Below are 19,598 nucleotides of genomic sequence, written 5' to 3'. Positions count from 1 at the left end.
CCATAACGGAAACATTTGATGCAAAAAACAACTCGCACGATGCCAGCGCATAAACACATTGCATTGGTTGCACACGATAACTATAAGCCTGAGCTGCTACGCTGGGTAAAAGAGAACAAAGAAAAATTGCAGAGCCACTTCTTGTATGCCACGGGGACAACTGGCCACATGCTTAGTCGTGAAACCGGGCTTGCGATTAAAAGTATGATCAGCGGCCCAATGGGTGGTGATCAACAGCTTGGTGCTTTAATCTCAGAAGGCAAAATCGATATGCTGATTTTCTTCTGGGACCCACTGAATGCGGTACCACATGATCCGGATGTAAAAGCGCTACTGCGCATTGCCAGTGTGTGGAATATTCCAGTGGCAACCAACCGTGCAACGGCAAAGTTCCTTTTTGAATCGCCATTATTGAATGAAGAAGTTGATGTCGAAATCCCTGATTACCAAGCCTATTTGGCAGGTCGCACCTAATTCTTCTTTCTAGTGCCTCAACCGCTAAAAGCGGTGGTTTAGGAATGACAACAAAAATGCCAGCAACTGAGTTGCTGGCATTTTTATTTGTTCTTTCGTGCTGAGTTTACCTCAGCGACCATACTTATCTAGCTGTTGTGTTTCACCACTGGGTAGTCGTTTTCCAACAGCTCCTGAACAAATCCGGAGCCTGCACCACTGTGTGTGATCCAAACTTTCTCTTTGGCGCGAGTTAACGCCACATAAAACAAGCGTCTCTCATCGGCGTACGCAAAGGTGTCTGAAGATTGAGTTAGTGCTCCATCAACATGCAGCTGCTTTTTCTTGGCTGGAAATTGGCCTTCGTCAACGCAAAGAATAATCACGTAATCCGCTTCTTTGCCCTTACTGGCGTGGCAAGTCATAAAGTTGAGTGACAGGTTTTTGAAGCGTTTTACCCAATCATCATAAAGGTCCGGTTTGTGATAGTGATTACGACCAAGCAGTAGCACTGATTTCTGCTTGTCCGACTTTCTATCTAACTGGTCGAGGATCTTTTCCACCGAGTTACTTGGCGCTGTGTGTACTGCTTTTTGTTTCTGCTGTTTGTAACTCTGCAGCGTTTTCACCAGTTGTCGTGGATTCGCCTGAATAAATCGGTTTGCCACCTCTCCAATCATGTTATTAAAACGATAAGTGGTATCAAGGTGATGCACCGTTGAGTGCTCAAAACGCTGCTGGAAGCCCGTGGTTAAATCAACATCCGCGCCAGCAAACTGATAAATCGCCTGCCAGTCATCACCGACGGCGAAAAGAGAGGCTCCTGGCTGCTTATGGGTTGTTTCGCAGAGCGCTTCAACCAAAGCCAGCCGATCGGGTGAAATGTCCTGATATTCGTCTACCATAATGAAACGCCAAGGAGAGACAAACTTCCCTTCTTTGACGTATTTCGTTGCACGACTGATCATGGTTGGAAAATCGATCTGCTCTGTCTCTTTCAGCATTTTTTGCCATGCGCTGAAGCACGGCCAGCACAGTGACAGTTCGCTGTTTAAGCGCGTGTAATCAGGCAGTTCCACCAATCGCTCTTGGATCTCTTTCTTACTAAAACCCAGTGACGCAAATTGAGTCAGTTGCCTGTCCAGCCAAGCAATCAGCTTGGGGTTTTCTGATTGGCTGCCCAACTCATCATCCCCTGTGAGGTAGGCAATCGGCCATTTGGTTAAATGTTTTTGCCAACGTTTGAAGTTGGTTGGGGTCATCCAATGTTTTTTCAGCCAATCCACGCACCATGCTTGACGCAGTTTGTCATCCAAAGCGATGGGGGAAATCTCTACAGGCTTACTTTCCACTTGGTGAATGATCGACAAGCCTAACTGATGGAAGGTAGACACACTGGTGTTTTGCGCGGCAAGCCCTATTTTATCCACTAAGCGCTGTTTCAGCTCCTGAGCCGCATCACGACCAAACGCCAACAACAGCATTTGTTCATCTGTCGCTTGATGGCTTTGTAATAAATACGCCACCCGAGCGGTCAATACGCTGGTTTTCCCTGAACCGGCCCCAGCCAAGACGAGATTGTGATCATCATTCAGCAACACCGCATGTTGCTGAGAAACATTGAGCGGCGAAGATTCGATTTGATTGAACAACACTTCCCAATTTTGCCTTTCCTGTTCAAGCCAAGACAAATTGCGCTGTTGAATCGCTTGCTCTCCATCAAGTAGCCAGCTTTCCATCGCAGCCACCCGCTCTGGCAGTCGCTGTTTCGCTTCATCAAGTGTCATGTTCATTTCTTTTAATTGACCATGAACATCACGAACCCAAGTGTCTACGGTTGAATGCGGTAAATAAGCCGGTAGATAGATTAAACGGTGTAGCCCGTCTTCCCAAATTGGCAAATACTGACTCAATTGGCGACATTGCTGATCGTGCCACTGTTGATATTGTTCTACTGCATTCCGAGCAAATTGTTTGCACTCTGGCCATGGAAGACCTTGTACCAGCCAGCTCTGCTGCTTACCTTCGACCGGATGCGCAAAAAACTGCAATGCCCCCCAAAACAAGCCTCGTTTTACATGAATCTCACCATTCCAAACCGTGAATGGAATGTGCTCCTCGCTTCCGACCGATACCAAGAGGAGAGACTGACCTTGCAATTCGACATGGTGATACTCTTTTTGGATAAAAAACTGGGCGGTTTTATTGGCCGTTAGCAGCATGGATTCATTTCTCTTGCTTCTGAAATCAAGGGTTTCAGGGTTATACCATTTTGTAACCGGAAAATGTAGCCATTAATCCCTATCAAGCAGCAGCGAGTGGAGAAATACTAAGCAGGCAAAACTTTTTATGTGTCCAAGTCATATTGTTAATGGTGGTTTCTGCTACACTGCCGAGTAACTCGTTCATGCTCATTTACACAGGAAAACCGTGAACTTACGTTTCAAACTTCGTCACTTTTGGGCCAATAAAACCATTAGCTATAGTGTATTGATCCTCATCACTTTGCTCGGTGTTGTGGTACCAGCTTGGTACTACGAACAAAATACCTTGATCACGCCTTTAATCCTCGGCGTTATTGCCGCCGCTTTGGCGGAAAGTGATGACAGTTTTAGCGGCAGGCTTAAAGCCGTGTTGCTCACGTTTATCTGTTTTGCTATCGCGGCGTTTTCAATTGAGCTTCTCTTTAATACGCCATGGCTCTTTGCGATTGGGCTCTTTGTTTCCACCTTTGGCTTCATTATGTTGGGCGCAGTTGGCCCCAAATACGCCAGCATCGCCTTTGGCTCTTTGCTTATCGCAATCTATGCCATGCTCGGCGCACACCAAAGTGTCAATATTTGGTTTCAACCATTGCTGCTACTCTCAGGCGCCGCATGGTACTACTTTATGTCGATGGTTTGGCAAATCCTCTGGCCAATGCAGCCTGTCCAACAGAGCCTAGCCAACGTCTTTCACCAGTTGGCCAACTATCTTGATGCAAAAGCACAGCTCTTCCATCCGGTAACCAACATGACGCCTCAACCGATGCGCATTAACGCTGCAAGCCTCAATGCTCGGACTGTTAATGCACTCAACAACTGCAAACAGACTTTGCTGAGCCGTTCGAAACGAGGTCATATTGATGGGCCAAGTGACCGCTTCCTCAATATTTACTTTATTGCGCAGGATATTCACGAGCGAGTCAGCTCGAGCCATTACCGCTATCAAGATCTTGCTGTACAGTTCGAGCGGTCAGATATTTTGTTCCGCTTTAAGTATTTGCTTGAGGCGCAAGCAACTGCCTGTCGAGAAATTGCCGAATCGTTGCGCTTAGGCAATGAGTATAACCACGCGTCTCAATCCATTTTGGCTTTGGCAGAACTGCAAAACGCATTGAGCTACCTCCAAGAACAAAAAAATCCAAAATGGTCTCATCTTCTCGGCCAACTTAACTACTTATTTAATAATCTCGCTACCGTTGAAAAGCAGTTTAATAACATCAGTAATCCTGATGCGGAAAAATTGGAAGAGAATTTGCTGGACGACACTAATCCGCATACTCTTAAAGCCATGTTTCAGCGCATTCGGGCCAACTTCAACAAAGACTCGATGCTGTTTCGTCACGCCATTCGGATGGCGATAGCGTTGACTGCCGGTTATGGCGTGATCTATGGATTCGAGATTGAAAGAGGCTATTGGATCCTATTAACCACTTTGTTTGTTTGCCAACCAAACTACAGTGCAACAAAACAAAAGCTGGTTGCACGTATTGCAGGCACCTTTGCTGGCTTACTTATCGGTGTTCCCCTACTCACGTTTTTCCCATCGCAAGAGAGCCAACTGGTGTTTATCGTCCTCTCTGGCGTGCTCTTTTTTGCCTTTAGGATTAATAACTACGGATTTGCGACTGGTTTCATCACCCTACTCGTGCTCTTTTGCTTCAACCAGTTGGGTGAAGGTTATGCGGTTGTATTGCCTCGATTGGCCGATACGCTCATCGGTTGCGCACTTGCCGTTGCTGCTGTGGTTTTGATTCTGCCTGACTGGCAGTCTCGTCGCTTACACAAAGTGATGTCTGATGCGATAGACGCCAACAAACAGTACTTACTGCAAATCATTGGTCAGTACCGAATTGGTAAAAAAGATAGCCTCGCTTATCGTATTGCACGGCGTAATGCGCATAACCAGGATGCCAACCTTTCGTCTGCGATCAGTAACATGCTGATCGAGCCTGGAAAATATCAGACCGCAATCGATGAGAGCTTCCGTTTTCTTACTCTAAATCATGCCATGCTGAGCTACATCTCTGCCCTTGGAGCTCACCGCACTCGCTTGGATGACGAGTCCACACATCAATTGGTACTCGACGCACACCGAACAATCCACCAGCACTTAGAGACGCTTCAATCTCAGTTGTACAATCGCTGTGATGATTGTGATGTCGACACGAGTAACGCTGCGGACTTGGAAAAGCGATTGAGTGAATGGCGTGAAGATGATGAAGGCAGTGCTCGCATGGTGCTTCAACAACTGCACTTAATTTATCGAATGATGCCAGAGTTACACTCATTAGCCAGTAAGCTTGCAGTGCGTACGCAGTAACCAAACATTCCACTTCATCTATAGGTGATAAACGCCCTATTAGCACCGTTTATCACCTTTCATCCACGCCCTTTCTATACCGCCCAGTTTTACCGTGCCCTGACATTTTCCGGACAATAAAACAGCGTTCATCCAGTACATTGTTCATTATTCACTCGTTGTGATGGACAACACCGTAATGAATGATGAGCAAAAAAAACGATACAGATCGGTGATTAACATGAAACAAACTGATTTCGAACGACTGCGTGAAGAGCTTAAAAGGCTGTCTCCTCTTCAGCTACAACATTTGCAAGGCGACATTCAACTTGCTTTGTTAAAGAAAGACAATGACATTCTAAGCCTTGAAGAGCGTGATGCATTGGCTAAGTTATTTGTTTAGGAAGAGATTATCTAAACACGATTTTGCTAGCATAGTTGCCACCATTGTCAAATCCAACTATGCTTAAGACAGGTTAATTAGTGAGCGTTTTAACCATGCCAGTTTCAGGAGTTCAATCCGGTTATCAACTCATTCAGCAATCCAGTAAGATGGCTGAAGAGGCTGCGTTGGAAGTGAACCAAGCAAACGGAAATCCTACCTCTGATGAGCTCGCTTTTAATCGTGTCGAATTTGATCGCAAACCTGAAGAAAAACCCACTCAACCACCCAAAGATCACAACGAAGCTTTGATGAAACTGAGCCAAGCCAATAGCTATAACCGTATTGGTGCGAGCGTTATTGAACGAAACAACGATGTGATTGGTAGTCTATTGGATATCCAAGTGTGACCATTTGTTACGCTTACCACCTTGTTTACTCTTCCTGATTCAGTAGAATCGACGCTTCCTTTTTCTTGCTGACAGACTTATGCCCGTTAAAACTACGCAAAATAAAAATATTCATACCGCACTTCGCTGTCTAGATAGCGCGCAACAGATAGAGCAAAAACTCAACCCCAATTACGCCCCACCAAAACGCACCTTACCCAAGAGCCCTTTTATTAGTGATAAAACTCTAAAGAAGCGTTGGGATGTGGTGAACTGTCATGCCACTCAAGGCCAATTACTAGATCAACATACTCTTGAGCACATGGCGCTCTATCAAAAGAACATTGAGCACTTTGTTGGTACGGTAAAAGTCCCCGTTGGGCTAGCTGGACCATTGCGCGTAAATGGCCTGTTTGCCAGCGATGATTATTTGATCCCCCTTGCCACGACAGAGGCCGCTTTGGTGGCCTCCTATTCACGAGGGGCCAATCTCATTACCGCAGCCGGCGGAGCAACGGCCATGCTGGTGAATGAAGGAGTGACACGCACCCCCGTATTCGCATTCACGAACTTAGTCTCCGCGGGTCAGTTTGTCGCTTGGGTGACCACCCACTACGAGCGTTTTAAGCAAATCGCCGAATCCACGACTTCGCATGGTACGCTCAGTGACATCAACATCAACATGGAAGGCAATCATGTCTACTTGATGTTTGAATACCAAACAGGTGACGCCTCTGGGCAAAATATGGTGACAATCGCGACCAACGCTGTATTTCAGTCAATATTGGAAACCTGCCCCATCGACATCAAAGAAGCCTTTCTAGATGGCAACCTCTCAGGGGATAAAAAAGCAAACAGCAAAACACTGACAAGCGTCCGTGGGAAAAAAGTGATCGCCGAAGTGACTCTTTCCCGCGAGATGGTTGAAAAGTACTTGCATACTACGCCTGAAAAAATGGTCAAATTCGGTCAGATGACGACGACGGGTGCGGCATTGAGTGGCGGAATTGGTGTCAATGCCCATTACGCCAACGCGTTAACGGCACTCTATTTGGCTTGCGGACAAGACGCCGCTTGCGTGGCTGAATCAGCCATTGGCATTACCCGGATGGAACTTACCGCCGATGGGCACTTATATGCGAGCGTGACATTACCAAATCTGATGGTCGGAACCGTTGGCGGCGGCACTGGCCTACCAAGCCAAAAGGCCTGTCTAGACATTCTAGGCCTGTATGGACAAGGCAACGCGCGTGCATTGGCTGAAGTTTGTGCTGCACTTTGCTTAGCCGGAGAGCTATCGATTGTTGGCGCTTTTGCAGCTGGACATTTTTCTCGCGCGCACCACAAACTGGCTCGCTAAAGCGACAGTCTCTCAAAATAGCTGTTTCTCACGGCTTAATTACTCTGAATTAAGCCGTGAAGCGCAAACGCCCGGACGCTCAAACTCTTAGCGTTCAAAGAAAAGCCACGATGATCACAACAAGCGCCGGCAGGATAGAAAACCACTTATGCCCTTTTTCTTTGCACTCCCCACGATGACACATGGCAATCTGAATCGGAGCAGAAAAAAACATCACAATCAAATAGCTCACTGCATAGGTTTGCCCGACTAGAATAAGAAAAACAACATGCAATGCGATGTGCAATAAAGCATAAGCCTTTTCTACTTTCATTTTTACGATCAATAACAGCGAAAACAACACAGCAATCAAAATAGACATAAACAACACCTATCAATAATAATTCTCATTCGCAATGATATGGCAGTGTAAATTCACTGTCCAACTATCGTTTCAATAGGCGAAAAAGATAATTCGTCCCAACATCTCCTTCTCTTTTATTGAGTAAACGAATAGTTGCGTTATTGACGTTTTTCTTTCTAAACGTTTGCGTAATCGCTAACCTTCTCTTAACCTTGAATTGAGGCTTTCATCACGGATTTTCCATTGATATAGTGCACTTAACGAAAACACGATTAGACCATTCGAGGCATGGAGCTTCCTCACTTATCTCAAGAAGAGAAGAATTGGTACCGACATATTCGGCAAGATTTAAGAGGGTCAAATTATGGAAATGAATATGGTTGAAATCCTAGGCTACGCAGCGTCAATCATGGTTGCAATCTCACTAACGATGAAGGACATCGTTCGTCTGCGCGTTTTAAACTTCATCGGTTGTGCACTATTCACTGCATACGGTCTGATGATTGACGCATGGCCAGTGGTTGTGACTAATGGCTTTATTGCGTGTGTCAACGTCTACTTCCTAGCCAAAATGCAGCAGGAAAAAAAAACTCTAACGCCTGAAAAAGCGTAATTTTATAGAGTAACGAATTGCTTAAAAGCCCCTAAGGGGCTTTTTTTGTTGGTCGGATTCGTTTTCAAAAAGACTTACCTAGGTTACCAGTGCCTTCAAACGTCATTTTGGCGTTGCCCCACATACCATTGCTAAACCCGTCACGAGGAGTACAATCAACTAAAACCGCGAAATGAGACAATACGATGAACATAGGTGCTATTGCAAAATTAACCGGATTATCAAGCAAATCCATTCGCATGTACGAAGAAAAAGGCATTATTTCACCACCGCTACGCAGTGACGCTGGCTATCGTGAATATGGACAAAAACACATCGTCGAACTCAATCTGGTATCACGCGCTAAAAATGCCGGGTTCTCTCTTCAAGAGTGCAAAGAATTTGTTCAACTGGCACAAAACCCTAACCGTAAAAGCAGCGAAGTCAAAGAAAAGACCAAAGAAAAACTGGCTGAAATTGAACAGAAGTTGGCGCATTTGCACGAGATAAAAAAGCAGTTGGAAGGTTGGGTTTCTTCCTGCCCTGGTAATTCAGACAGTCATTGCCCGATAATCGAAGAGCTCACCAAATAGCAAGGTTTTTACCATCGCCTCCTCATCTGGGAGGCGACTTACTCACTAGTTTAAAAGTAGGTACACATACGTTTACCGTCGCGCTCAATGACACTAAACGGCGTTTCGTAGATCTTCTCAAGCACCGCTTCTTCAATCACCTCTTCAACACTACCACTGGCGACAATTTGACCTTTTTTCAAAGCAATAATCTGGTCGGAATAACACGCCGCAAAGTTAATGTCGTGGATTACCACCACCACTGCCTTGTTCATCTCTTTGGCCAATCGGCAAATCGTCTGCATGATCTGCTTTGAATGGCGGATATCCAGATTGTTCAGTGGTTCATCAAGGAAAACATAATCGGTATCTTGGGCAATCACCATGGCGATAAAAGCGAGCTGCCGCTGCCCACCACTGAGTTCATCGAGATATTTATCTTGGATATCACTGAGATCAAGATACTGAATCGCGCGGTCGATCTGTTGATGATCTTGCGCCGTCAATCGACCACCAGAATGAGGAAAACGGCCAAAGGCCACCATTTCGCGAATAGTAAATCGCATCGTGATGCTGTTTGCTTGGCGTAAAACAGCCAACTTCTTAGCAAGGACTTTGTTATCCCACGTTTGAATCTCTTTCCCTTCGATCAACACCGCCCCGCCATCACGATCAAGCAAACGCGACGCCATCGACAGCAGTGTACTTTTACCAGCCCCATTCGGCCCAATAATGGAGGTGACGTTTCCTTTTTCAAATTGGCCACTAGCCGATGACACAACAGCACACTTGCCAAAATGTTTAGTGAGTTTATCTAGAACAATCATAGCCTACCTACACAATACGATTTCGCAGCAACATCGACATGAAATAGATGCCACCCACAAAGTTGATGATTACGCTGAGCGTTGTTTGAAATGTTAAGACGTTTTCCACCAGCCATTGGCCGGCTAGCAACAGTGTGACACCCAAAATGGCGCAGCCGGGTAATAACTGGGCATGACGATAGGTGTGAAACATCTCCCTAGCCAAGTTAGTCACGAGTAAACCAAAGAACAAGATTGGCCCGATTAGCGCAGTGGCGACGGCAATTAAAACCGCGCTCAACATCAGCACCTGCTTGGTTACTTGACGAACATTCACCCCCAAACTGGTGGCGTTATCTTTATCTAACCAAAACACGTCCATGACGGCGTGCATGCGATACATGAGCAGCGATGCAATCAACAGAATGGGTGCCGTAAAGTAAACCAATTGGGTATCAATATTGTTGAAGCTCGCAAACATACTGGCTTGAACCGTCGCGTAATCATTAGGATCCATGATCAAAACAAAGAAAGAGGCAACGTTATAGAAGAGCTGGCCAACAATTAAACCCACCAACAACAAAGTAATCAGATTTTTCTCTTTTCCTCGAAAATAAAAGCCGAACAATGCCATAGAGAACAAAACCATGGCCACGACGGAGAGCGAAAAATTCAAGTAGGCGTTAAGTACATACTGGCTCAAACCGCCGAAGACCACCACAATGATGACTTGCACCAATAAATAGAGAGAATCAAATCCCAATATTCCCGGTGTCAGTATGCGATTGTGCGTCACGGTCTGAAAAAGAAGCGATGCTTGAGAAATCGCAACACCCGCTAGTACCATCGCCAACACTTTGGGGATACGGCGAGAGAGAAAGTATTGATAATTGTCCAGTGTAAGTCCTTTGCCCAAAAACAGAGTCACCATCACTAGACTTATCGCCAGCAGCAGCCACATTTTGCCACGATCAGACACGTTGCTTCCCTCTCAAGATCAGATAGATAAACACAGCGCCACCCAAAATGGCGATCACCATGGAAATGGGCACTTCATAAGGGAAAATAATCAAGCGGCCAAGCAAGTCACAACCAAGCACCAGCAAGCCGCCATATAGAGCTGTCAGGGGAATATTGCGGCGTAAATTATCACCATAAAAATAGCTCACCAGATTTGGCACAATCAGCCCCAAGAAAGGCAATTGGCCAACAATCATGACGACACTGGCGGAAAGTACCGAGACTAATAGGACACCAATCACCACCACCTGCTGATAGTTCAAACCAAGGTTGAGAGCGAAGTCCTTACCTAAGCCTGCAGCGGAAATTCTTGTTGCATAGAGATAGCTGAATATTCCCACCGGAAGCGCAATGTAGAGCAGTTCGTAATCACCTTGCAAAAGGTTGGCAAAATTGGCGACCGACCAAGCAGAAAGGTTTTGCAGCAAGTCATACCGATAAGCAATAAACGTCGCCAGAGAATCAATGATGTTGCCAAAAATGATGCCGATAAGGGGAATAAACACGGCATTTTTGAACTGTATACGTTGAACAAACGTGACAAACAACCATGTTCCACCCATCGCAAAGCTGAAGATCAGTAACCAACTGTCCCCTTTGCCAAAAAACACTAAGCTGACGATGTAGCCCAACATGGCACATTCAATCGTGCCGGACGTAGATGGCGCAGCAAATCGGTTTTGGCTGATTTGCTGCATAATCAAGCCCGCGATACTCAAACCCGCACCAGAAAGCAATATCGCCAGCAGGCGAGGTAAACGGCTCGTCACGAGCAAATGAAGCGCCTGCGTGTCCCCAGACAACAACATCGCTGGTGTGAGATCCCCTACTCCGACAAACACCGACGCAAAGGACAGCAAAAACAAGAGCCAGCAATAACTTTTTCACTCTGCCCCCACGAAAGAAGAGCAAAAGGCCAATGCTTGTTTGCTTCGACTTGACGATTGATTATCAGGCCCAAAAGCGGCGAAGGAGATACCAAAGATTGCTGTTTCAGTTGCCTCTACCCCGAACTCACGGTGAGAAGCGGGCATCATTTGGCGATGAGGGTCTCTATCCATGTACTTAATACCAATTGAGAAGTGTTATCATGCGCATTCGCAATATACAGATTCACTCATTAGTATTCAACTGGTTAAACAAGATGGGGCCGTCGCATTTGAGTTTAAAGCGACATATTAGGCCTTTTTGTTATCTGCCAATGCGTGAGTTTGCGTGTGGGAACGCGCTTTAGGCATATAAAAACCGCACGCAGCTCTTTTGGCGAAAGTGGGCTGCTCCCATGCCCCACATAAATCTTTGACGTTTTCTTTAGCACGACAAAAGTGCCGGCATTTACCGCAAGTCTCCATTCCTGCTCCTTGTAACGATATTGAGTCCTTGAGATCTACCTTCGCTGACACGAGGTACATCCGCGGCATGCTTGACGTGTATGTGGGTTCAAGCGACCCCGTTGTACTTTGCAATAGGCGTTTTTGAGTGCTCTTCTTGCCGAGAACCAATCGTCCGGTTTAGTAAGAATTAAGTATCCATTAAAGCGTTTAACCAGTTCACTGCGATACTCGTCAATAAAACGGCTGTCATAGCCGATGTCAAAGTAGTCTAGTGCTTGCTCAATACAAGTGAAACTGGCGATGACGTCCTGAATCGATGGTTTGCTCATAGGAAGTATGCTTGTTATTTTTGCGCAGTGTAGGCCTATCGCCATTTCGCTTCTTTGACTTAGGCCAACTCCACTTCAACTATGTTTTTCATCAATTGATTCAACAAATTGCAACATAGATCGCTACAAACCTGCGACCTCGCAGGCTACACTCCCTCCTCATCGCGAAAGGAGCTAAGACGATGAAAGATTTCGAACAATTACTCGAAGTGGTCCGACGTAAGGCGAAGTACGATCAAAGTAACTCTTGATATTTGGGGCCACATACCTATCTCAACGAACTGAAAAAGGAAGTCGACGACGTGTTCGATGAGATCCCGCGAGAGCGTACGTGTTACTTAGAAGATGAATTGGCGGATGTACTCTGGGATTACCTGAATGCCATCGTAGCGCTCGAAAAAGAATCGGAGATCCGCTTAGATTCAATATTGCGCCGAGCCTATGTCAAATATAGCCAACGCGTAGCGGCGATTGAATCCGGCACTGACTGGGCGGATATTAAAGAGGCGCAAAAACAAGCTCTTGAACAAGAATATTCTCAATCTTCTCGTTAACGTCTAGGAACAAATATGATCCCATTTCAATCTCACGCGGTATCGGGTGTGGCGCTGTCACGTTTTGATGGCCAATATAAAATCTTGATGATGAAGCGCACTAAAGGAAACTATTGGTGCCATGTCGCAGGCGGAATCGAAGCAGGCGAAGCGGGTTGGCAAACCATCGTTCGCGAATTTGCCGAAGAGACCCAAATAAACGTAGAAACACTCTACAACGGCCAATATCTGGAACAGTTTTATCAAGTCAAAAGTGACTCTATCGTCAACATCCCTGTTTTTGTTGTCTATTGTGAAGATAATCAAGTCGTTACACTCAATGATGAACACACTGAATATCGTTGGTGCGATTTAGAGCAAGCCAAATCTTTGGCCGAATTTCCGGGTCAAGAAGCGCTGTATGATCATGTTTGGCAACACTTTGTCTTACGCAGCCCTTCACCACTCTCACGCATTCCACTTGCCAAATAGTGGGTTAAACGCATCCATCAAAGAGTGAACTGAGTGGATGCGCTATCTCACTAACGGGTTTTAGGCTTGTGGTAAATCGTCAATAACGTTATCGCGATAGAAGTAACGTTTGTCATGCTCTCCAATCGGCCGCAACACTCGGCAAGGATTACCAACGGCCACGACATTGGCGGGGATGTCTTTCGTCACCACACTGCCGGCACCAATCACGCTGTTTTCGCCAATCGTTACGCCTGGTAACACAACACTGTTCGCCCCAATCCAAACGTTATCTTTAATGTGCACAGGAATGTTGAATTGCGCCACTTTACGTCGCAGTTCAGGATCAATCGGATGTCCCGCCGTGGCGATGGTGACATTGGGTGCAATCATCACCGAGTTACCAATGTAGATGTGTGTATCATCCACCAAGGTTAAATTGAAATTGGCATAAACATTATTACCTAAGTGTGTGTGCTTACCCCAATTGGCTCTTAATGGTGGCTCGATGTAGCAGTTCTCACCGACTTCAGCCAAGAGATCACGCAAAATCGCTGTGCGTTTTTCCATTTCTGAGGGTCTGGTTTGGTTAAAATCATAGAGAATTTCCAGGCAAGCTTGCTGCTCTAACGCCACACTCTCATCATCACAAAAGTAAATCTTTTGTTGATGCATTCGCTCTCTCACACTCATTTTTCTCTCCACATAACCGTTTTGCCTTGATGACCACACCGCCACAAGGGAAAACGTTAATGTAGCAAAACCAATTGATTTCCTTCAGTTCTGTTCATTGAAATGGAGAGCGGGATAACAGATTTTCATTGCGCAGACACCATCACACGGCGAACGGTTTATTTCGGTAGCAACGCGTTGGACGGCCTACTTTGCCATGCGCTAAAAACGCATAAAGATCTCCCCTTTCAACCGCCTTGTCGAGATATCGCCTCGCCGTGCTTTTACTCACGCCAAGTAACGCGGCCACACTCGCAGCGGTGTGCTCACTGTGGCCGTGGGGAAAGAGTGAAACCACCTGCTGCAAAGTAAACTCATCCACGCCACTGGCCTCATCCACCACCAGTTCAGTGGCGTGAAAAATGCCATCCAATTCACTTTGCTTGACCATTTTCTGGCTATCCACCAACTGTTTCATTTTCATCAAGCGAAGCAAACTGGCTTGTAAACGCGTGTAGTTAACGGGTTTCACCAGATAGTCGAACGCGCCGTAACGATGAGCGAGATGCACTGTATTGGCGTCGTTGGCAGCCGTGATCACAATGCACTCTGGTTTTGGTTGTAACACCAAACAGCGTTGAACTAACTCAACACCCAATCCATCAGGCAAGTAGTTATCAATGATCACCAGATCGGGTTTCGCGGCAATGATCAATTGCTCGGCGGTCGTCAGGTTAGCCGCTATTCCTATCACTTCAAAATTATCCAGTTGAGCAATAAAGAACTGATGAAGCTCGGCGATTCTCTCATCATCTTCTACAATCACGACTTTTATCATGCTCACTCCTTCGGAAGATAAACGGTAAATAGTGTTTCTTGTTCGTCACTGTCGAGCTCTACATGACCATGAGCCTCGGACAGAATGGATTTCACTAAGTGAAGGCCAATGCCATGCTCCCCTGTAGCACTCTTGGTCGAGTAACCCCAGCGGCATAAGCTTTCCAGATCCTCATCAAGACTAGGGCCATTATTAGAAAAAGTAAGAATGAACTCTTCTTCGGTTTCACGTAGTTTCACCACCATTGTGGCATCGTTTTGCCCTTGGCACGCTTCTAAACCATTGTCGATCAAGTTCCCCACTAGTGAGCACACTTGTTCCTCACTCACTCTTTGCGTCAGTCCAGAAAGATCCCCATAACACGCAATGTTCAATGACTGGTTCGATTCTCTCGCTTTGCTCAGTTTGGCCAACAGCAACGCCGTTAGCTGAGGCATGCTTTTCACACCTTGTAGCGAGTCTATCCGTGTTTGATTTTGTGCCGCTTGCGCTAAACAGACAGAGAGCGCCTTATCAAAGGCTCCCATTTGCAGCAGGCCAGAAATGACCGACAGCTTGTTTTGATGCTCGTGATGTGTCACTCGCATGCTTTCAAGATACTTGTCGACCTGACTGATGCGATCCGAAAGGGCTTGCAACTCCGAACGCTGTCGCAGAGTAAATACCGCACCAGCTGCTTCCCCATTCGATGTACGCATGGTGACACGATTGATGATCACGCCATCTGAGCCAAGCTGCGCGACTTTATCTAAGAAATCGTCTCCATCTAAATGAAACAGGTGACTGGCGTCATCCAACTGCTTGGTCTCCTTACCCACCAGCTCGCTTTGACGAAGAATGGCTCTCGCAGCGTCGTTCGCCAAATAAATATTTCCCTGTTGGTTCACTGCAACAACCGCTTCATGAGTCGCATCCAATACGCCTTGATGGGTTTTCAACGCTTGCTTTAATTGCCAAGGCTCCAGATCTTGCATTTGTTTTTTTACATAAGACGAAAATCGCCACGACAAGAGCAAAAACAGCGATAGAGCAGAAACAGCAAACAAAAGCAGCGGTAACAGTTTTTCCCGACTCCAAAGGTTGAGCGTTTCGACAAGATACCCCACTTTAACCATGCCAACCACTTCCCCTTCAGGGGAAAAAATCGGTGAAATATAACGTACTGAAGGACCTAAAGAACCAACGCTTTGCGAGAGATATGCCTCACCCAAATTGAGTGCTCTTTGAATGTCTCCCCCAACCACGGGCAAACCGACACGCTCACTCACCGGATGTGCCAACCGGATGCCCTCTTCATCACTGACAGTAATAAAATCAGCATCACTCACCAATTGCACGACAGAAATGATCTCCGACACCAGCTGTGCATTTTCACGCTCAACAGCATCAATGAGACTGGGCAATTTTGCTAACTGCTGTGATTGCACCTGCGCACGCAAGGCAATTTGGTTATTCAGAACATTTTCTAATTGATACGCACTGTAACTCCACCAAGCAGCAATGCCAATCAGGACGGTACAACTCAGGATAAAGGCCAGCTGCCTTGTAAAGGATAATGTCATCGAATCGTGGCTAATGAGGAAAAACGACGCCTCCAGAATACCGCGAAGTGGAGAGTATTCCGTCTCTTTCGATGCAAAAACATGACTCTGATCGCTGGTTTAAATTTTATGATTTTTATTGGTTTAATTTTCTTAATCTCACGCTTTTTTCAAAGTGACTTTTCACTCAGTTACAAAATTAACAACCTAAAAATCAATACCTTAATGAAATTGATTTGGCTCACTTTTCGACACCACTGAGCACTTAAGATGAGTACAACACTTTGGAGGTTTGATTATGAATAGCACAAACTTAAAACTGCTGTCCCTTTTTGTCTTGGGTAGCGTGTTGTGGTTTTTACCCGTCCCTGATGGTTTGACAGAACAAGCGTGGCAGATGATGGTCATCTTCGTGACCACAGTGCTCAGTTTGATTCTCGCCCCGTTGCCCCTTGGTGCAATGGCTCTTTTGGGGTTAACCGCTGCAACTTTATTGGGTGTTTTGCCCATAAAAACGGCGTTGAATGGCTTTGCCCATCCAACAATTTGGATGATTGCTGCAGCCTTCTTTATTTCACGTGGTTTCATTACCACAGGATTTGGCCGCCGCGTTGGTTACTGGTTTATCTCGAAATTGGGTCATAACTCGCTGGGTTTAGCCTATGGTTTAGTTCTCACCGATCTGCTGTTCGCTCCAGCCACCCCGAGTACCACGGCTCGCTGTGGTGGTATCATTGCCCCGCTTTTCCGCTCGGTTGCCAGCGCCTATGACTCTGACCCAGAGAAAGGGACCCAAAACCGTATTGGCGCATTCTTAGTGCAGTGTATTTTCCAATGTAACGCCATTACTTGTGCCATGTTCCTCACCTCTATGGCAGGTAACCCACTGGCCGCTAACTTTGCAAAAGAACAGGGGGTCGAAATAACTTGGGCTGGTTGGGCAGCAGCGGCGATCGTGCCCGGGCTGCTGTGTCTTTTCCTCATCCCACTCGCGATGTATCTGTTCTTTCCACCAGAGCTGAAAAAGACGCCAGAAATGCGCGCGATTGCAAAAGAGAAGTTGCAACAAATGGGGGCCATGACCCGCGATGAAATCATGGTGTGCGCCACATTCATTGGCATGGTCACACTATGGGTACTGGGCCCAACACTCGGCATTCACGCTACCGTCACCGCATTGATTGGCCTCGTCTTCTTGTTGCTAAGCCGAACCATCACTTGGGACGCAGTACTCAGTGAAAAAGAAGCGTGGCACACCATTACTTGGTTTGCGGTGCTCATCATGATGGCGTCTGAACTGAATAAGTTGGGCTTTATCAAATGGTTTAGTAACGGCATCGGCGAGTCGCTTTCTGGTTTTGGTTGGGCAACCACCATTATTTTGCTCTTGCTGGTTTACTACTACAGTCACTACTTAATGGCGAGTGCGATGGCCCATATCAGCGCCATGTATTCCGCTTTCTTAGCCATCGCCATCTCAGCAGGTGTACCGCCTATGCTGGCTGCGATTGTGTTGGGTATTTTTAGTAACTTGTATATGTCGACCACCCACTATTCGTCTGGCCCCGCGCCGATTCTGTTTGGCGCAGGGTTCCACAGCTTACAGAACTGGTGGAAGATCGGCTTTGTCTTCTCACTCATCGTTATCCCCATTTTCATCTTTGTCGGAGGTATGTGGTGGAAAGTGCTCGGTCTTTGGTAATAAGTGCGCGAAAAAACGATGTACAACAGGGCTTAAACGCCCTGTTTTTTCGTTTGTCATTTTTATTTCATCTTCGCTTTGCACTATGGCTTCAAGAACTTCAGTCACATGCTCACCGTGAAACCACTCAAACGTTATCAATACGAACGCTACGCTGTTCTGTGCAACCTCGCCTATCCAAGGGTGTTTAAGCAAACACGCTATGGTTTCGATCCAAATGGACAACGCATCATCAAAAACCAATTTGGCAAAACCATGATTCGTGTGCTGTGGAGTAAAAATGCGGATGAAGTGGTGGTCGTCATTAAAGGCTCACACAGCCTTAGCGACTGGCTGCTTAACTTCGCATTATGGACAAAAAGCACCCAGTCTCTTGGTCTTCCCTATCGTATTCATGCTGGGTTCCATCACCTGTTAACTCAAGAGAGCCAGCCATCGAGGAATCAAGATCACCTCGGAATGACGGTGCTTGAAAAGCTTGAGCAAATTTTGCTTGAACGCATCAAAGAGGGGAAGCGTATCGCGATCACCGGTCACTCATCTGGTGGTGCTATTGGCTGTGTTTTTGCCGATTATTTTGAACGAAAATACCCAAAATCAATTAAACGTGTGGTCACGTTTGGCCAACCTGCCATTGGCGACTGGCGCTTTGCCAAACACTATTCTTTGGCACATAAAACCTATCGAATTTGCTGCGACCTCGATATCGTTACCTTTATGCCACCACTGCCCTTACTGTATTCTCACAGTGGAAAATTGCTCTGGCTCTATAACGGTAGAATCTATGAAAATACCCCTACTTATGAGCGCTTGGGTCGCTCAGTGCTCAGTTGGCTTATCCGACCATTCACTTACCACCTAATGAGCAAATATATCCGAAATAAAGATTTTTTTGACGAACGATAAACAGACGCTCAAAAGCAAAAAGAGACCCATGGTCTCTTCTCGATAATTTTTCATGCCGACATTCGCTACAGGGAAGCGATCTCTTTCTCTAACTGATATTTTTGGTCGGTGACGATTTTCTCTAACACAATAATACGCTGGGTCAGCTTATCGATCTGTTGCTGCATCTCTCTTTGCACATCAGCAGACGCACCTTCCGTTTTCGTCAACTCTAACGCCTTAACCTTTTCACGATGATTTAAAACGATTTTTAGCATGCCACTACCAAAAATGGCGGTGAAAATAATCAAAACAATTAAAATGTCGCCCAACTGTTCCATGTTGCTACCTCTAGTTAACGTTATCCATTAATCAAAAACGATTCATGTAGTTTATAAAATAGCTAGAGTAATAACGCAATCATTGCGTCGCAGATCACATCGCGTTTGTCGCTGAAACAAAATGAAAGAGGGAGAAGAAAAAACAAAGATTAACTCAATGATTACAAGGAATTATTGAATAAGGTCGTGAGCAAATAGAACGAAAACAAGAGAAGAGAATGGAGGCGCGTCCCGGAGTCGAACCGAGGTCCACGGATTTGCAATCCGCTGCATAGCCACTCTGCCAACGCGCCTTTTAGATAACCATTGCTGGTTTGAGTTAGGATGGTGCCCCGGGCCGGACTTGAACCGGCACGACTCGAAAGTCGAGGGATTTTAAATCCCTTGTGTCTACCAATTTCACCACCAGGGCAACGCATACTGCGATGGTAACACCACCTGCTCTAACGACCTTCGCCGTGAGAACGAGGCG

Annotated in this window: 19 protein-coding genes, 2 tRNA genes and 2 pseudogenes; 11 read left to right on the top strand and 12 right to left on the bottom strand. The window is 46.1% G+C overall.

Going from position 1 to position 19,598, the window contains the following annotated elements; translation table 11 throughout:
- Positions 1–18: 18 nt before the first annotated feature.
- The gene (locus VV1_RS15765; protein WP_011081106.1) at positions 19–474 is read left to right on the top strand and encodes a methylglyoxal synthase; all 456 of its coding nucleotides are present in this window, start codon (positions 19–21) and stop codon (positions 472–474) included.
- Positions 475–602: 128 nt separating this feature from the next.
- Here the strand turns inward: VV1_RS15765 and helD are convergent, their stop codons facing one another.
- Positions 603–2,675 carry a DNA helicase IV gene (gene helD, locus VV1_RS15760; protein WP_011081105.1) on the bottom strand — a complete coding sequence of 691 codons (2,073 nt, stop codon included), beginning with the start codon at positions 2,673–2,675 and terminating at the stop codon, positions 603–605.
- A 208-nt stretch (positions 2,676–2,883) separates the two neighbouring features.
- Between helD and yccS the strand changes: the two genes are divergently transcribed.
- From yccS to VV1_RS15740, 4 genes are all read left to right on the top strand, one after another.
- Complete coding sequence (gene yccS / locus VV1_RS15755) at positions 2,884–5,037, top strand: YccS family putative transporter (RefSeq protein ID WP_011081104.1); 2,154 nt, start codon at positions 2,884–2,886, stop codon at positions 5,035–5,037.
- A 220-nt stretch (positions 5,038–5,257) separates the two neighbouring features.
- On the top strand, positions 5,258–5,419 hold the full coding sequence (locus VV1_RS15750) for a hypothetical protein (protein ID WP_015727806.1): 162 nt from the start codon (positions 5,258–5,260) through the stop codon (positions 5,417–5,419).
- A gap of 95 nt (positions 5,420–5,514) precedes the next feature.
- The gene (locus VV1_RS15745) at positions 5,515–5,808 is read left to right on the top strand and encodes a hypothetical protein (protein WP_011081102.1); all 294 of its coding nucleotides are present in this window, start codon (positions 5,515–5,517) and stop codon (positions 5,806–5,808) included.
- A gap of 79 nt (positions 5,809–5,887) precedes the next feature.
- Positions 5,888–7,147, top strand: coding sequence for a hydroxymethylglutaryl-CoA reductase (locus tag VV1_RS15740; RefSeq protein WP_011081101.1), 1,260 nt, complete (start codon positions 5,888–5,890; stop codon positions 7,145–7,147).
- Between the two features lie 94 nt (positions 7,148–7,241).
- Here the strand turns inward: VV1_RS15740 and VV1_RS15735 are convergent, their stop codons facing one another.
- Positions 7,242–7,508 (bottom strand): hypothetical protein, encoded by a 267-nt coding sequence (locus VV1_RS15735; protein ID WP_011081100.1) that lies wholly within the window; start codon positions 7,506–7,508, stop codon positions 7,242–7,244.
- A gap of 346 nt (positions 7,509–7,854) precedes the next feature.
- Here VV1_RS15735 and VV1_RS15730 point away from each other — a divergent pair, with 346 nt between their 5' ends.
- Together VV1_RS15730 and cueR are read left to right on the top strand one after the other, a co-directional pair.
- Entirely contained in the window at positions 7,855–8,103 is a 249-nt protein-coding gene (locus tag VV1_RS15730) for a YgjV family protein (RefSeq protein ID WP_011081099.1), read from the top strand.
- Between the two features lie 185 nt (positions 8,104–8,288).
- On the top strand, positions 8,289–8,675 hold the full coding sequence (gene cueR / locus VV1_RS15725) for a Cu(I)-responsive transcriptional regulator (protein ID WP_011081098.1): 387 nt from the start codon (positions 8,289–8,291) through the stop codon (positions 8,673–8,675).
- Between the two features lie 50 nt (positions 8,676–8,725).
- Here the strand turns inward: cueR and vctC are convergent, their stop codons facing one another.
- From vctC to nifW, 4 genes and pseudogenes are all read right to left on the bottom strand, one after another.
- The gene (vctC, locus tag VV1_RS15720; protein WP_011081097.1) at positions 8,726–9,481 is read right to left on the bottom strand and encodes an iron chelate ABC transporter ATP-binding protein VctC; all 756 of its coding nucleotides are present in this window, start codon (positions 9,479–9,481) and stop codon (positions 8,726–8,728) included.
- 7 nt (positions 9,482–9,488) lie between these two features.
- Positions 9,489–10,439 carry an iron chelate uptake ABC transporter family permease subunit gene (locus VV1_RS15715; RefSeq protein ID WP_011081096.1) on the bottom strand — a complete coding sequence of 317 codons (951 nt, stop codon included), beginning with the start codon at positions 10,437–10,439 and terminating at the stop codon, positions 9,489–9,491.
- Positions 10,432–11,368, bottom strand: a pseudogene (gene vctD, locus VV1_RS15710) (iron chelate uptake ABC transporter permease subunit VctD). The gene VV1_RS15715 and the pseudogene vctD overlap by 8 nt, the downstream one beginning before the upstream one ends.
- 499 nt (positions 11,369–11,867) lie before the next feature.
- A complete protein-coding gene (nifW, locus tag VV1_RS24005) occupies positions 11,868–12,143 on the bottom strand; it encodes a nitrogenase-stabilizing/protective NifW family protein (RefSeq protein ID WP_011081094.1) in 276 nt (91 codons plus the stop codon).
- A gap of 182 nt (positions 12,144–12,325) precedes the next feature.
- On the opposite strand from nifW, the pseudogene VV1_RS15705 reads away from it, so the two are divergent.
- A pseudogene (locus VV1_RS15705) lies at positions 12,326–12,697 on the top strand (MazG nucleotide pyrophosphohydrolase domain-containing protein).
- A gap of 15 nt (positions 12,698–12,712) precedes the next feature.
- Positions 12,713–13,168: an NUDIX hydrolase gene (locus VV1_RS15700; RefSeq protein ID WP_011081092.1), complete on the top strand. Its 456-nt coding sequence runs from the start codon at positions 12,713–12,715 to the stop codon at positions 13,166–13,168.
- 60 nt (positions 13,169–13,228) lie between these two features.
- Here VV1_RS15700 and VV1_RS15695 read toward each other — a convergent pair whose 3' ends face one another.
- The 3 genes from VV1_RS15695 to VV1_RS15685 all read right to left on the bottom strand — a co-directional run bounded on the left by VV1_RS15695 (position 13,229) and on the right by VV1_RS15685 (position 16,219).
- Positions 13,229–13,822: a sugar O-acetyltransferase gene (locus tag VV1_RS15695; protein WP_011081091.1), complete on the bottom strand. Its 594-nt coding sequence runs from the start codon at positions 13,820–13,822 to the stop codon at positions 13,229–13,231.
- A 160-nt stretch (positions 13,823–13,982) separates the two neighbouring features.
- Positions 13,983–14,657, bottom strand: coding sequence for a response regulator (locus VV1_RS15690; RefSeq protein WP_011081090.1), 675 nt, complete (start codon positions 14,655–14,657; stop codon positions 13,983–13,985).
- 2 nt (positions 14,658–14,659) lie between these two features.
- Positions 14,660–16,219 (bottom strand): GHKL domain-containing protein, encoded by a 1,560-nt coding sequence (locus VV1_RS15685; RefSeq protein WP_011081089.1) that lies wholly within the window; start codon positions 16,217–16,219, stop codon positions 14,660–14,662.
- Between the two features lie 277 nt (positions 16,220–16,496).
- Between VV1_RS15685 and VV1_RS15680 the strand changes: the two genes are divergently transcribed.
- Both VV1_RS15680 and VV1_RS15675 read left to right on the top strand, forming a co-directional pair.
- Positions 16,497–17,900: an anion permease gene (locus VV1_RS15680; protein WP_011081088.1), complete on the top strand. Its 1,404-nt coding sequence runs from the start codon at positions 16,497–16,499 to the stop codon at positions 17,898–17,900.
- Positions 17,901–18,017: 117 nt separating this feature from the next.
- Positions 18,018–18,806, top strand: coding sequence for a lipase family protein (locus tag VV1_RS15675; RefSeq protein WP_040111225.1), 789 nt, complete (start codon positions 18,018–18,020; stop codon positions 18,804–18,806).
- Between the two features lie 65 nt (positions 18,807–18,871).
- On the opposite strand, the gene VV1_RS15670 is transcribed toward VV1_RS15675, so the two are convergent.
- From VV1_RS15670 to VV1_RS15660, 3 genes are all read right to left on the bottom strand, one after another.
- Complete coding sequence (locus VV1_RS15670) at positions 18,872–19,126, bottom strand: hypothetical protein (protein WP_011081086.1); 255 nt, start codon at positions 19,124–19,126, stop codon at positions 18,872–18,874.
- Positions 19,127–19,345: 219 nt separating this feature from the next.
- Positions 19,346–19,419 (bottom strand) — tRNA-Cys (locus VV1_RS15665).
- Positions 19,420–19,451: 32 nt separating this feature from the next.
- Positions 19,452–19,538 (bottom strand) — tRNA-Leu (locus tag VV1_RS15660).
- Positions 19,539–19,598: the final 60 nt, after the last annotated feature.

The sequence above is a fragment of the Vibrio vulnificus CMCP6 genome (assembly GCF_000039765.1).
Classification (GTDB): domain Bacteria; phylum Pseudomonadota; class Gammaproteobacteria; order Enterobacterales; family Vibrionaceae; genus Vibrio; species Vibrio vulnificus_B.
This window is presented reverse-complemented; position numbering and strand designations above follow the sequence as displayed.

Coding starts and splice junctions, on each gene's coding strand:
- VV1_RS15765 (WP_011081106.1), top strand. CDS start 19: ATGCAAAAAACAACTCGCACGATGCCAGCGCATAAACACATTGCATTG.
- helD (WP_011081105.1), bottom strand. CDS start 2,675: ATGCTGCTAACGGCCAATAAAACCGCCCAGTTTTTTATCCAAAAAGAG.
- VV1_RS15750 (WP_015727806.1), top strand. CDS start 5,258: ATGAAACAAACTGATTTCGAACGACTGCGTGAAGAGCTTAAAAGGCTG.
- VV1_RS15745 (WP_011081102.1), top strand. CDS start 5,515: ATGCCAGTTTCAGGAGTTCAATCCGGTTATCAACTCATTCAGCAATCC.
- VV1_RS15740 (WP_011081101.1), top strand. CDS start 5,888: ATGCCCGTTAAAACTACGCAAAATAAAAATATTCATACCGCACTTCGC.
- VV1_RS15735 (WP_011081100.1), bottom strand. CDS start 7,508: ATGTCTATTTTGATTGCTGTGTTGTTTTCGCTGTTATTGATCGTAAAA.
- VV1_RS15730 (WP_011081099.1), top strand. CDS start 7,855: ATGGAAATGAATATGGTTGAAATCCTAGGCTACGCAGCGTCAATCATG.
- cueR (WP_011081098.1), top strand. CDS start 8,289: ATGAACATAGGTGCTATTGCAAAATTAACCGGATTATCAAGCAAATCC.
- vctC (WP_011081097.1), bottom strand. CDS start 9,481: ATGATTGTTCTAGATAAACTCACTAAACATTTTGGCAAGTGTGCTGTT.
- nifW (WP_011081094.1), bottom strand. CDS start 12,143: ATGAGCAAACCATCGATTCAGGACGTCATCGCCAGTTTCACTTGTATT.
- VV1_RS15700 (WP_011081092.1), top strand. CDS start 12,713: ATGATCCCATTTCAATCTCACGCGGTATCGGGTGTGGCGCTGTCACGT.
- VV1_RS15695 (WP_011081091.1), bottom strand. CDS start 13,822: ATGCATCAACAAAAGATTTACTTTTGTGATGATGAGAGTGTGGCGTTA.
- VV1_RS15690 (WP_011081090.1), bottom strand. CDS start 14,657: ATGATAAAAGTCGTGATTGTAGAAGATGATGAGAGAATCGCCGAGCTT.
- VV1_RS15685 (WP_011081089.1), bottom strand. CDS start 16,219: ATGACATTATCCTTTACAAGGCAGCTGGCCTTTATCCTGAGTTGTACC.
- VV1_RS15680 (WP_011081088.1), top strand. CDS start 16,497: ATGAATAGCACAAACTTAAAACTGCTGTCCCTTTTTGTCTTGGGTAGC.
- VV1_RS15670 (WP_011081086.1), bottom strand. CDS start 19,126: ATGGAACAGTTGGGCGACATTTTAATTGTTTTGATTATTTTCACCGCC.